A 13,550-nucleotide genomic window follows, 5' to 3' on the forward strand; every position below is an offset into this window, starting at 1 on the left:
AATTATGAAAAAAGTAAAATTAAAAGTCCCTGCTACTGTTGCCAATCTGGTTTGCGGATTTGATATTCTGGGAATGGCAGTGCATGATCCTTATGATGAAATGGAATTCAGATTATTGGACACTCCTGAAATCATTATAAAACATACTGATTCTTTTGGACTTCCGGAAGAGCCCTCAGAAAATGTTGCCGGGATTGTCTTATTGAAAATTCAGGAATATTTTAATCTGAAAAATGGTTTTGAAGTGATTATTCACAAGCATATAAAACCTGGAAGCGGTCTCGGTTCCAGTGCGGCAAGTGCCGCCGGAGCCGCCTTTGGAGCCAATATATTATTAGGAAACAAATTGTCAAAAGAGGAAATGGTCTATTTTGCCATGTTCGGGGAAGAACTGGCTTCCGGAGTACGACATGCAGATAATATTGCTCCATGCATCTATGGAGGAATTACCCTGGTAAAATCCACCAATCCCATTGATATCATTCCGCTGAACAGTCCTGATTTATTTGTAACTGCTGTACATCCGCAGGTGGAAGTGAAAACTTCAGATGCAAGACAGATTTTAAAGAAAAATATCACGTTGAAAAGTGCAGTAGAGCAATGGGGAAATATAGCAGGCCTGGTAGCAGGAATTCAGAAAAATGATTTCCCGTTGATTGGCAGAAGTCTTAACGATGTCATTATAGAACCAATCCGCAGTATTCTGATTCCAAAATTTGACGAAATTAAAACCAGAAGCTTGCAGTTGAGAGCTCTGGGAGGAGGAATTTCCGGATCAGGACCATCTATTTTCATGCTGTCCGAACAGGAAAAAACAGCAGAAAAAATTGCTCAAATGATGAAATCAGTGTATGATGAGATTGAAATAGAAAGTCCTGTATATGTTTCAAAAATAAATCCGACGGGTATTCAAGTTGTAGAAGAAAATTAACCTTAAAAAACAGAAATGAAATATTATAACTTAAAAGATCATCTTGAAAAAATTGATTTCAGAGAAGCAACAATAAAAGGTCAGGGAAAAGAAAAAGGATTGTTTTTCCCTGAAAATATTCCACAGTTTGACAAAGAATTTATTCAAAATATTCATCAATATTCTAATGAAGAAATTGCGTACAGATGCATGAAAGATTTTGTGGGGGATGAAATTCCATCAGAAATTCTAAAAGAAATTGTGGCAGAAACGGTAAGTTTTGAAATTCCTCTGGTGAAGATCAGTGAGCAGATTTCCATTTTGGAATTGTTTCATGGTCCTACACTTGCTTTTAAAGATATTGGTGCGAGATTTATGAGCCGTTGCCTGTCTTATTTTTTGAAAGATCAGCAGAAAAAAGTTACTGTTCTTGTAGCTACTTCCGGAGATACCGGAGGTGCTGTGGCCCATGGATTCTACAAAATACCACAAATTAATGTGGTCATTCTTTATCCCAAAAACAGGGTAAGTCCGGTTCAGGAGAAGCAATTAACTGCATTAGGTGAAAATATATCAGCATTGGAAGTAAATGGCAGTTTTGATGACTGCCAGAATCTCGTAAAACAGGCTTTTTCTGATGAAGAAATCAACAGGCAGTTATTTCTGACTTCAGCCAATTCTATTAACGTTGCAAGATGGCTTCCCCAGCAGATTTACTATTTAATAGCCTTAAAACAATGGATTGAAAATCATAAAGAGCAGCCCGTAATCTGTGTTCCGAGTGGAAATTTCGGAAATATTTGCGCCGGGCTTCTGACTCATTTCAGAGGTTTGCCCGCCAGTCATTTTATTGCAGCCTGTAATGCTAATCAGGTAGTTCCTGATTATTTTAAGACTCAAAACTATCAGCCTCAAAAAGCTGTTGCCACTCTATCTAATGCCATGGATGTTGGAGATCCGAGCAATTTTGTGAGAATTCTGGAGCTTTTCGGGCATCAGTTTGAAATAATAAAAAATAAAGTATCGGCATATTCCATTGATGATGATAAAACAATGAATAACATCACAGAAGTTTATGAGAAATACGGCTATATTCTGGAACCTCACAGTGCCGTAGCGTTTGCTGCAATGGAACAGTATCTGAAAGAAAATCCCGGTCAAAAAGGATATATTCTTGGTACTGCCCATCCGGTAAAATTCCCTGATGCTGTAGAAAAAGCGATTCATACTCAGATTGAAATTCCTGATTCATTGAACGAGCTGATGAAAAAGGAGAAAAAAACTGTAGAAATAAATTCAGACTTTGAAGAATTAAGACGATTTTTGCTTCATAAAATATGAGGCAATGAGCAAAATATATCTTGAAGACGTAAGAATATATGCGTACCACGGCGTACTTCCTGAGGAAAATATTATCGGGACATATTATATTCTGAATGTAGAACTTCATACTGATCTGTGGAAAGCAGCAGAATCTGACGACCTGCATGACACCATAAGCTATGCGGATATCAACGATATTCTTCACAAGGAAATGAAAATAAAATCCAAATTACTGGAACATGTAGCCGGAAGAATAATCTCAACTATTCACAACAGCTTTCCACAGATTGATTATATTAAATTAAAAATCACGAAAACAGCCCCTCCTATGCAGGGAGAAATGACAGGTGCCAGCATTGAGCTTGAAAAAAGCTTTAAACCGGAAAATTAAAATTCTTATTTTCGTTCATTAAAAAACATACACATTGAAATTCGTTAAAATATTATTTTTATTAGCAGGTATCAGCATTTTTGGTCAGACCGGTGTTAATAATCAGCTGGCGGCTTATAATTTTCCAAAGATAAAGTCCAGTATTACCATGCCTGTGACGATTCCTCTTTCCGAACTGAGCAATATGATCAATGCTTCTGTGAAAGACCTTGTTTACCAGGATGATTCTTATACTGACAATAATAATGATCAGTTTAAAGTGAAAGTATGGAAAACAAGACCTATTCGTCTTGTAGGCGGAACCAGCCAGAATTTACTGATTGAAGTTCCATTAAAAATATGGGCAGAAAAAGGAATCGGAACTCTGGGAGTATATACTTATCAGAATACTACCTTTGAAACCGTAATGTCATTCAATACAACCGTTACTTTTAGAAATAACTGGACCATTACCACCAATACACAACCCAATGGCTTCAGATGGGTAACAAAACCCGTCCTTGATTACGGAAGAATACAGATTCCTATTACTTCCATTGTTGAAAAAAGTTTAAAAGAACAACAGGAGAAATTCTGTAAAACGATAGACCAGCAAATGGCCACACAGCTGAATTTCCAGCAATATGCCTTAATGGCCTGGAATACATTTCTACAGCCTTTCAATATCTCTGAAGAATATAATACATGGCTGAAGGTAAGTCCGGTGGGAGTCAATATTACTCCTTTGAAATTTTATGGAAACCAGATCAATGCTACGCTTGGTGTTGATATTTATTCAGAAACTTTTACAGGGAGCAAACCCGCAGCTTCTTCACCTGCAACCAGTGTTGCCAATTTCAATTCCACTCCTACTGTTGCGGATAAGTTTATTTTACAGACTACAGCCAATATTCCTTTTACAGAGGCAAGCAATATGGCAAGAAAAACATTTCTAAATAAGGAATTCGATATCCGTGACTCTAAAGTGAAAGTAACTGACATCAGGGTATATGGAGTTGATAACAGAGTGGTTATTGAAGCTCAGACCGATGGCTATATAAAAGGTACGGCCATTATTTCCGGAATTCCGGTGTATGATGATGCAAAAAGAAAAATTGTTTTATCAGAAACCAAATTTAAACTAAAAACTATCAATATTCTTCAGAAAACAGCTTCTCTCCTGTTCCAAGGGAAAATTGTAAAAATGATTGAAGAGGAATATGGTATACCAACCCAGGAGCTGGAAGAAACATCAAGAAAAAGTATTGAAGAAGCTTTTAATAAAGAATACTATAAAGGTTTAAAGATGAACGGGAAAGTATTCAATCTGAAGCCCAGTAAAATTCTACTCAGCAGTACAGGAATTACAGCCGTTATCGATACAAATGCTTCATTAAAGTTACTTGTCAACGGATTTTAAAACTTCAAATAAAACTAACCATAAAAAACTAATAACCAACCATGAGAAAATATTTAGTCGTTGTAGACAGAAACAGAGCCCAAAAGGGGATAAGACTTGCTAATTTTATTATTGACAGACTTGTAATTACTCTTACCTTTCTTACTTTTGGGTTTGTTGCTGCCTTGATATTCAACCTTACCAATAATGATTTTTTCATTAATCTTGCTTATAAGATGTCAGAAGTAAATAGATTTCTGGATATACTGATCACCTCTTTAATCTATTTTATGTACACTTTTCTTATAGAATATTTTACAAAAGGCAGATCTGTTGGCAAGTATATTACCGGAAGTAAAGTCATCTGTATTGATGGTACTGAGCCTACTTTCAATGATTATCTGATCAGAAATATTTCCAGGATTGTTCCTTTTGATGCCCTTTCTTTTTTAGGTGAAAATGGCTGGCATGATAAATGGAGTGATACAAGAGTAATTAACATTAAAAATTATCAGGCTGAAATTCAAGCAAAAAGCGAAATCGAGGCTCTTGGAAAGAAAGAAATTGCTTAAAAACTTTTGTTCATAAAGAAATTTTGCTATATTTGCACACCTCAAAAATGGTAAAAATGGTACTTTGGCCGAGCGGCTAGGCAGTGGTCTGCAACACCATCTACAGCGGTTCGAATCCGCTAGGTACCTCAGAAAAAACCTCTAATTATTTAGAGGTTTTTTTGTTTTTAGATTTTAGAACTTTCAGCTTAAAAAAGCTAAACTTATTATTTCTTATCTCCCAAATTAATCGCTTAACAAAGATTATAAATGTTTTCTACAAGTTTTTAAAAGTTTCCATTTTATAATACCTCAACAAATAATCATAAATTATCATTTCAAACAGTCTTTGATTAGATACAAACATCCTGTTGATATTCATATGAAATATACTTTGAAAGAAAATTCGCAAAGGCATCTCTAAAGTTTGGTCTTCATTATGATTGAGAATATTTTTCAATATTGAATTACATTTTTCAATATTGAAAACAATAGCATTTCTCTCCTCTAAAAAATCTTCAGAATTAAGAAAATCAAGAAACTTTGGTTTAAATCCTCTGTATTTTTTATCCAATTGACTATTGAGCTTTTTGTCAGCATTGAATTCTTTTTTAAAAGCATCATTGGAATCCCTGATCCAATCTAACTTTTCCTGAAACGAAAGGTTTAATTTGTTTAAAAGTTGATCAATATAAAAGAAACTAACTATGATTTTTTCTTCATCATCATAATGCAAACACTGCAAAATAAATTCACTATTTCGATGGAAAAATGCCTCAGCATCTTCTATCGTATTTTGGCCATATCTTTCAATTTCCCTGATATAAGTTTCAATGGCCACACTCGAAATCTCTCCACTATCTACATAAGGTTGAAAACTATAATCAATTTTTTCTAGAGCTTTGTTATAATTTTCTGTGGTATTCAATTTGATTCTTAGTCTCAAATGTGGTTTAGGATCATTATAGCGGATAAAAAACCATTTCATGATATAATTATTTTCTATAAAATAATCGATCAAGAGTTGTATAGCTTCCTCCAGAATAATATCTGATGTTTTAATTCCCGTGTAAATCTTCAGATACAGCCATTCATTTCCCGGAATAAATTTTCTTTCAGTCATTCTTCAGTGGTTTATCTTTATACATAGGAAATACAAATTCATGCTTAAAATCATCATTTTCATTACATAAAAATTCTTCAATAACAATTGTCTTCTCTCTTTTTATAGTTTGTATAAAAAGCTTTGCCATATCATAATTTTCAAGGTTTATTGTTAAAGTGTTATCAAATTTTACCCATTGAATCCATACTGGAATTTTTCTTTTTTGTCTCCACTCTTTTATCTTTAGTAAAAAGTCTTTTTTATCTAAAATCGATGATTCCAAAAATGAAATAGCTCTTTCTGTTATCTTCCACCGAGCTTTTGAAAGAATAATATCATTATATTCTATCCTTGGTAAAAACGTATAAATATGTTCCAATCCTCCCCAACTGAAATAAAGACCTGATTTCATATCTTGAGAATACAGATCAGATAAAAAATGATAGACAGGCAGAGTATTCGCACGATAATTATGAGCGTTTGTCAGATAAGGTTTTATTTCTTTATCCAATTTTTTTGAACGTAATACAATCCTATCATTTTTCAAAGAAATATACAAATCTTCTACTTGTATTTGATTTTCTGCTGGCAACAGCGATTGAGCTAAATAAGGGATTTCATACTGCCTTAAGGTTGGCCTTCTTATTATATTTCCTATTCTTGATTCCGGCAAATGAATAATTTCTGCCAAAATAAATTCTGAATTTATTTCTTCCTCTTTGTCCGCAATGGTTTTTGTCAAATGTTGTATTTCTGCTTTTTCTGAACAAAATCTGCCCAACAGATTCCCGGCACTGCTCCCTGTACTATTATTTAAACATAGTTTTTCTTGATTACTATCCGTAATAATTTCTGCAAAAAAAGAAATTGTATCAGGCAAATCATTCCAATTTTCATTGAAGTCTTTAAAGTCCTCATCCGTTAACTCAATCTTATACAAATCTTCCAATAATGCATCTTGCAACTTTTCGTTAAGAACTTTATGAACCGGGTTAAATTTAATATGTAAATCCTCCTGTTTTTTAGAATTTGAAATTTTCAGATCATCTAAATAAGGATGCATTCCTTTGATTGAAACATTTTGTTTGTAACCAATTCCAACCTCAGGATCAAGAACATACAATAAAGATATTTCCTGTGATTCAAATCTCTCGGAAAAAGCTTTTTTAAACATTGAAAATTCATTTTCATTTTTCTTAAAAGTAATTTTGTTTAAGAAGCTAATCCCTTGTTTAAGTTTCCTTTTCCAACTGGGTGCCAACTCAAAGATGTCCTTAAAATATAAATCTGTTTGAAATAAATATTTTTGCTCGTATTCTATTTCAAAAGATTCAATTAATTCTTCAACTTCAACATATTTACAAACTGAATTCGCAATTTCCTGATCTAATTCTTCTAGTTTTCTTTTTATCAAAATTAAAATTTCAACTTCTTTTTTAGCTTTTATTCTGTTTAAAATAGAGATAATAGTATCTAAGAAATCTTTTCCTGAAACATTAGGTTCTAATTCGCTTACAAGTATTTGATTATTGATAAGTTCTTCTACAAATTCTTTAGCATCTTCAATTGTAATTTCAGCATTAATAAGGATTTTTGAAATTTGATGAATGGTTTTACCTGGTTTCGAAAAATCCAATATACTCTGTAATTCGTCAGAAATTAAAGCAGATGAAATAATGTGTTCTCTTTTCCCATCTAATTGTTGATATTCAATATACCTTATTTTATTACCTATTTTGTAAATACTGTTATTAGGATAAAATAAAAGCTGATCTGCTATTTTCGGAGTTTTCACAAAATGATTAGCCAAACCAACCAAAAAATGCATATCAAGTTTAGTATCTCTAATTTGGTCAATAATCGCTAATTTTTGATTTTTAGTTGCAGCAGTTTTATCCTTGAATTTTCCCAGTTTGACTCCAGAAAATAAGCCGAATGGTGTACTGCGTGTACTCATCCGGCTATAGTATTTCAAAAAGGTATAATTTAGTCTTTGGTATTCTTTGGGTGAAAATTCTTTTTCTGAGTCAATCCATTTTCTTAATGCCACATATAAATCAGGTGACGCAAGATAGATGGATTCCTGAAAAACAGGATCATTATATACTTCTTTTAATTCTTCATCCAGAACTTCTTCCTTATAGTACTTTTCTTGGAAGCTTTTGTATGATAACATAGGAGTACGTACAACATACTCCTCAAAAAAATGATATGGAAAACGAGACATTTATTTTTTTTGATTTTGAGGCTGGTAGTCAGGATGTCCTAATTGCCAGAAGGCAAAAGCAAAAATATCTGATAGATTAGCATGCCCATGAGCGGCAGTTGTATTATTTCCGTGACCTCCTTCATAATCTACTTGAAGTAGTACTGGATTTTTAGAACCATTATCAGCCATCAACTTAGCAGCGAATTTCACAGGCTCCCATGCAGCTACTCTTGGATCATTTATTCCTGCTGTTATAAACGTAGCAGGGTATTTAACTCCTTTCTTTATATGGTAATATGCATCCATCTCCTGCAGAGCTTTAAATTCTTTTGGATCTTTTATGTTTCCGTATTCCTCTGAGTTAATATCCATACTAAGCACATTCCTCAATGTATTAATAGATGGAACTTCCAGAATTGCAGCTTTAAAAAGTTCAGGTCTTTCTGTTATTGCTCTTCCTACAGTTATTCCTCCTGCACTAGCTCCCCAAATTGCAACTTTATCTTTTGAGGTATATTTTTCATTAATTAAATATTCTGTACAGTCTATCAAATCCCTCCACGTATTAGGTTTCGTTTCTTTATATCCCCCTAAACGCCACTTTTTTCCTTTTTCACCACCTCCTCTCACATGGGCTATTGCAAAAATTCCTCCCTGATTAGCCCATAATAAATAAATTCTAGAAAAAAATGGGGTTCTAGAATATCCATATGCTCCATAAGAATCTATTAATACAGGATTTTTACCATTCATCTTAATATTTTTATTATATATAAGAGATAATGGTATTTCTTCTCCGTCTCTTGCTTTTACAGTGATTTCTTTAACTATAATATCTCTAAATTCGGGATAATCTGTAATTGGAGTTAAACTTTCAGGAGAAAACAAACCAGTTCTCAGATCATATCTAAAACGTTGTTCTTCATTTGCCCATCCTGAGCAGCTAACCCAGATTTCTGAAAAATCTTTCCCTTTTGCTTTTAAACTAATACTGCCAGATGGATAGGGAGGTTCAATCGAACTATCTTTACCTTCCTTATACTGATATAGCTTTGCTTCAACTCCATTTTTAGTTGTAGTATAATAGATACCATCTTTAGTTACCCTGTATTGCCCAATAACTTCGTCTTCTTTTTCAGGAATAAGCACTTCAGGATTTCTAAAATCTGGTTTTACCAGGTTGGTCTTACAAAGTGTATAGTTTTGAGAATTATATTGGGACAAGAAAAATAAATCATTATCAGAGAGTTGTAGAGATCTCACTTTATCTTCTTTATTATAAAGGGGCTTCCACGTTCTTTTCCCTTCTAGCAAATCTTGCTTTGCAATTATAAATGTTTGCCTGTAATACTCATTATCAAGCAGCATTCCAATATAAAATCTGTCGTTAGAGTCTAAAATAATAGGAGCTTTCTTTTCATCCATTTTTAGTTCTGGATTATTACTGGCGGAAAAAACATCTACCACTTTCTTTGGGTCTGTTCCTATTTTGTATAAAATAACTTGTGCATTTTTATAGAAGTCAGAAGACTTAGGATCTTTTATTGGAAAATATGTATAGAAAAAGCCAGAATTATCATCCAACCAATTTATTCCTCCTATATTTGCAGGTGCTGTATTAATAATGACTTCGGGGTAGATGTATTTGCTTTTTACATCCATAATAATAACCTCCGAAAGTTCTTTTCCTTTTTCAGCCATCGCAATAACTACCCTATTTCCAACTAAATCGGGGCTAATATAATTAATAACAAATTGATGATTTTGTTCGTTACTTTTATAATTAGCGGGATCATAAAGAAGTATTTCTTCTCCAGAAAACCTCTCCCGGTAATATAGTTTGGCAACTTTCTCATTGCCATTTTTCTTTAAATAAAAATATTTATCATTATTAGTTATATTTAAATTCGAAATTGAGTAACCTTGTCTTTGATCAAATTCCAGTCTTTGATTTAAATAAAACTTCCTTTTTGGAATCTTACCAAGAATAGAGTTGGTATAATCTGTTTGCTCCTTCATCCATTTTTTCGTTGAAGGATTATCTAAGTTCTCCAAATTTCTATATTTATCTACAATCTTGGTCCCAAAATATTCATCTGTTGCCACAATAGAAGGAGCTAGATTACTTTTTTGAGCATTTAGAAAAAAAGAATAGAAAATGCTAATAATGATAAATATTAATTGTTTCATTTTTTAACCTCTCACTGATATAGTATTGTTAGGTAATAATGTTCCTGGTTCATCACTATCATCTTTTTCTAGCTGATTATTCCCTCCAGTAATTGTTTTCATTTCGCTAATTTTCAGTATTTGTAATTTCTTTAGCGATAATTTTTTTTCAGATTTGATAGTCTTTTTCATTAATGATAATATTTAAAAACGAGCAGCAAATAAAAGAATATTTTTCAAAACTGCAATAAGAACCCATTATGGATTTATAAATCAATAATATTAAAAACAACTTAATAAACACAATTTTAGAAGGTTAAATGTTTTTTTTATTTTTTTTAAGAATTTCTATTTGATGAATAAAAATGTAAATTTGTATCGTATTACAAAATGATGAAGTATATATTTCTAATTCTAATATTTTTATTTAATAATTTGATAAGCGCTCAAGAAAATAAAATTGATAGCTTATATGAATTTAATTACACTCAGCTAAAGAATAAGTTTTATGATTATTACGATCATAATCAGACTCTGCAGTCTAAACGAATTGCTAAATATTATCTACAAAAAGCTAAAAAAGAAAAAAATACTTTCGAAATAGCTGAAGGCTATAATCTTATACATTTTAATGAAGATTTTCCCACTGCCTTAAAGTACATTGATAGTTTAGCTGTAATTACAAAAAATATAAAGGGAAACTTGTATCCTGCCAGAACTTATTTGATAAAAGGAAATCTATATTATAAGTATGATAATTTAAAAGCAGCGTTAGACAATTATGTTCTTGGGTTAAAATATGCTAAAGAGCAGAATGATGAAAAGCAGACAGCTTATGCTAATATGAACATTGCTTATATTAATAGTTATATAGGTAAAAATGTTGAGGCTGCGAAGATATTCAGATATTATTTATATAACAGAAATAATATAACAGACAAATATCAGCATAATCAAATACGTATAGCACTTATAAGTTGTTATCTTGAAATCAATAAACTGGATTCTGCAAATATTCTAATTCAGGAAGGGAAAGCATTCGCTAATACTAATAAAAATAGTTACGATCTTACTTTATATTCTTTTTTATCTGGAAAATATGACTTAAAGCAGAAAAAATATAATATAGCAATTACAAAGCTAGCTACTGTTTATAATGATTTAATAAAAATCAATGAAAACAATGCTAATTATGCACTTTATGATCTGGGTAAAGCTTATGATGGTTTAAAAAACAAAGAAAAAGCTGCACAGTATTTTATATTACTAGATAGTAATGTTCAAAAAACAGAAATTACTTTTCCAAAGCTACGGGAAATATATACTTATCTCATTGATTATTACAAAGAAAAAAATGATAAAGAAAAGCAACTGTATTATATTGATCGTTTTTTAAAAGTAGACAAAAAGCTTGATGAGCAGTTCCAATATTTATCCACAGAACTGCCTAAAAAATATGATACCCCTAACCTTTTACAAGAAAAAGAAGAGATAATTAAGGAATTAAAAACCAGAAAAACAATTTTATATGCTTCTATTGGAATTTTATTGATACTACTATTATTAATTTTATATCTTTATTATAAGGCTAAGAAAACTGAAAAAAAACACCGGAAAATTGCACAGGAATTAATTCACAAATTTGAAAAAAAGAATATTACCCCTATTGACATTAACAACGAAACTTCGATACCTCATATATTGAAGCAGGCTGCAATACAAGAATTAGAAGCTGAAGAATCTGAAATAGAAGAAACAGAAGAAAAAACTGCTAAAATTATCCCTGAAGATGTCAAAATATCTATTCTTAAGGAACTTGAAGCTTTTGAAACTAAAGAATTATATCTCAAAAAAGGTATAACTTTAGTAAATCTAGCTAAAAAAATAAAAACCAACACCGCATATTTATCTGAAACCATCAACAGCAATAAAGGGAAAAACTTCAATTCTTACCTTAATGATTTGCGTATTGATTATGTATTAAAACGATTAATAGAAGACAAAAAATTCAGGTCTTATAAGCTTCCAGCTATTGCAGAAGAAATTGGTTATAATAATGTGCAGGCATTTTCAGTCGCATTCAAGAAAAAAACCGGAACTACAACTTCTATTTATATCAAAGAAATTGAGAAATCAATTATATCATAATTCATATCTAAAAAAACAAACAACAACCTATACTACAGATATTTAAATAACACTCGGGATTTATAAATTCATCATATAAATTTATAAATCCCGAGTGTTGTTATTTTTTTTGCTTTCTATTCATTCATAAGTTTGCCTCAGTTAAAACAGATTAGACGATTTTCAATCAACTCAAATTAATAAACATTTAACATGCAGAAAGCATTCTTTATTATCATTGTATTATTTTTTAGCAAGGCATACAGTCAAACTGAAGCTAATAGATTTTTCTATGAACTTACCTATAAAAAAAATAAGGATTCTTCGACTTATGAGAAAATTCTAACAATCCTTGATATTACAGGTGATAAATCAATTTATAGAGATTACTTATCTGTTTCCCAAGACTCACTCATTAATGATATTTTACAAAAATCTAAACAATCGGGTAATAATCCTGATCTAAGTAAAATGCTTAAAATCCCTGTTTTTTCTTATAAGGTTATAAAGAAAAATCCAAGTAAGGAAATTTATTTCTATGATAAAATTTTAAATGATAAGTTTTATTACTCCGAAGAGGCTAAGCTAAATTGGAAAATAAAAACAGAAACCTCTACAATTAACGAATATCCTGTTCAAAAAGCTACTGCAGAATTTAATGGCAGAAAATGGACAGCTTGGTTCAGCAAAACAATTCCATTTCAAGATGGTCCATATAAATTTTACGGATTACCAGGCTTAATTGTAAAAATTGAAGATGAGAAAAAAGAATTTTCCTGGATTTTGGCCGGTAACAAAAAGATAACAAATTACGAAGAGAATTCATTCTCGGATAAATTGGGTAGCAAAAATATCATTGAAGTAGATAAAAGAAAATTTTTAACCATGTTTAAGGATTTTCAAGAAAATCCAATGGGAAAGCTCATAAATAAAATGACTTCAGACGATATGAATAAGAAAATGCCTGACGGTAGAACTGTATCAGAAGTTATTAAAGCCGAAAATAAAAAAGTAATGAATATTCTTAAAAACAATATTTACAATATAGAAACTAATAACAAATTTTAGACATTTTCCATAAAACAGAAGGAAGAGGGCTCAGCCGAAATAAAATGGAGCCAAATCGTTAATAATTATTCTTAAAAATATGTATAAGAAAACTAAGTCAATCGTAGCTTTAGTAGCAGTAGCTTTAGTTTCTACATCACTATTTACTTTTGCAAAAGCAAACGATAGTACAGTTGAAGCTAACAAAAATAACACTGCTGTTACAGAAAAAAATGCAGAGCAGCTTGAAACTGAAGCAGCAGCAGGTTTCGTACTTCTTTGGAGCAAGGACATTGCTGGATTAGGAGGCTGGGAATAATTTCACCAAAGCTTTAGTGAG

Annotated in this window: 12 protein-coding genes and 1 tRNA gene; 9 read left to right on the forward strand and 4 right to left on the reverse strand. The window is 31.6% G+C overall.

Features of this window, described 5'->3' with window-relative positions; translation table 11 throughout:
• The first annotated feature begins 4 nt into the window (after nt 1-4).
• The 6 genes from DYR29_RS11590 to DYR29_RS11615 all read left to right on the forward strand — a co-directional run bounded on the left by DYR29_RS11590 (nt 5) and on the right by DYR29_RS11615 (nt 4,703).
• On the forward strand, nt 5-931 hold the full coding sequence (locus DYR29_RS11590) for a homoserine kinase (protein ID WP_213276987.1): 927 nt from the start codon (nt 5-7) through the stop codon (nt 929-931).
• Between the two features lie 15 nt (nt 932-946).
• The gene (gene thrC, locus DYR29_RS11595; protein ID WP_213276988.1) at nt 947-2,251 is read left to right on the forward strand and encodes a threonine synthase; all 1,305 of its coding nucleotides are present in this window, start codon (nt 947-949) and stop codon (nt 2,249-2,251) included.
• A 4-nt stretch (nt 2,252-2,255) separates the two neighbouring features.
• Complete coding sequence (folB, locus tag DYR29_RS11600; protein WP_047379018.1) at nt 2,256-2,624, forward strand: dihydroneopterin aldolase; 369 nt, start codon at nt 2,256-2,258, stop codon at nt 2,622-2,624.
• A 34-nt stretch (nt 2,625-2,658) separates the two neighbouring features.
• On the forward strand, nt 2,659-4,023 hold the full coding sequence (locus DYR29_RS11605) for a DUF4403 family protein (protein WP_213276989.1): 1,365 nt from the start codon (nt 2,659-2,661) through the stop codon (nt 4,021-4,023).
• A 41-nt stretch (nt 4,024-4,064) separates the two neighbouring features.
• Complete coding sequence (locus DYR29_RS11610; RefSeq protein ID WP_213276990.1) at nt 4,065-4,574, forward strand: RDD family protein; 510 nt, start codon at nt 4,065-4,067, stop codon at nt 4,572-4,574.
• Nucleotides 4,575-4,632: 58 nt separating this feature from the next.
• Nucleotides 4,633-4,703 (forward strand) — tRNA-Cys (locus DYR29_RS11615).
• Nucleotides 4,704-4,830: 127 nt separating this feature from the next.
• Here DYR29_RS11615 and DYR29_RS11620 read toward each other — a convergent pair.
• Genes DYR29_RS11620 through DYR29_RS11635 form a run of 4 tightly spaced genes read right to left on the reverse strand, consistent with a single transcriptional unit; the run spans nt 4,831 to nt 10,228 of the window.
• The gene (locus DYR29_RS11620) at nt 4,831-5,676 is read right to left on the reverse strand and encodes a thiopeptide-type bacteriocin biosynthesis protein (protein WP_213276991.1); all 846 of its coding nucleotides are present in this window, start codon (nt 5,674-5,676) and stop codon (nt 4,831-4,833) included.
• Nucleotides 5,669-7,885 carry a lantibiotic dehydratase family protein gene (locus tag DYR29_RS11625; protein ID WP_213276992.1) on the reverse strand — a complete coding sequence of 739 codons (2,217 nt, stop codon included), beginning with the start codon at nt 7,883-7,885 and terminating at the stop codon, nt 5,669-5,671. The genes DYR29_RS11620 and DYR29_RS11625 overlap by 8 nt, the downstream gene beginning before the upstream one ends.
• Nucleotides 7,886-10,057 (reverse strand): prolyl oligopeptidase family serine peptidase, encoded by a 2,172-nt coding sequence (locus tag DYR29_RS11630; RefSeq protein ID WP_213276994.1) that lies wholly within the window; start codon nt 10,055-10,057, stop codon nt 7,886-7,888. It abuts the gene before it with no gap.
• Nucleotides 10,058-10,060: 3 nt separating this feature from the next.
• Nucleotides 10,061-10,228 carry a hypothetical protein gene (locus tag DYR29_RS11635; protein ID WP_213276995.1) on the reverse strand — a complete coding sequence of 56 codons (168 nt, stop codon included), beginning with the start codon at nt 10,226-10,228 and terminating at the stop codon, nt 10,061-10,063.
• 198 nt (nt 10,229-10,426) lie between these two features.
• On the opposite strand from DYR29_RS11635, the gene DYR29_RS11640 reads away from it, so the two are divergent.
• The 3 genes from DYR29_RS11640 (at nt 10,427) to DYR29_RS11650 (ending at nt 13,529) form a co-directional block, all read left to right on the forward strand.
• Nucleotides 10,427-12,184, forward strand: coding sequence for a helix-turn-helix domain-containing protein (locus tag DYR29_RS11640; protein ID WP_213276996.1), 1,758 nt, complete (start codon nt 10,427-10,429; stop codon nt 12,182-12,184).
• A 192-nt stretch (nt 12,185-12,376) separates the two neighbouring features.
• The gene (locus DYR29_RS11645) at nt 12,377-13,231 is read left to right on the forward strand and encodes a GLPGLI family protein (protein WP_213276997.1); all 855 of its coding nucleotides are present in this window, start codon (nt 12,377-12,379) and stop codon (nt 13,229-13,231) included.
• A 79-nt stretch (nt 13,232-13,310) separates the two neighbouring features.
• Nucleotides 13,311-13,529, forward strand: a complete 219-nt coding sequence (locus DYR29_RS11650) for a hypothetical protein (protein WP_213276998.1) — start codon at nt 13,311-13,313, stop codon at nt 13,527-13,529.
• The last annotated feature ends 21 nt before the right edge of the window (nt 13,530-13,550 follow it).

The organism is Chryseobacterium indologenes, from assembly GCF_018362995.1.
GTDB lineage: Bacteria > Bacteroidota > Bacteroidia > Flavobacteriales > Weeksellaceae > Chryseobacterium > Chryseobacterium indologenes_G.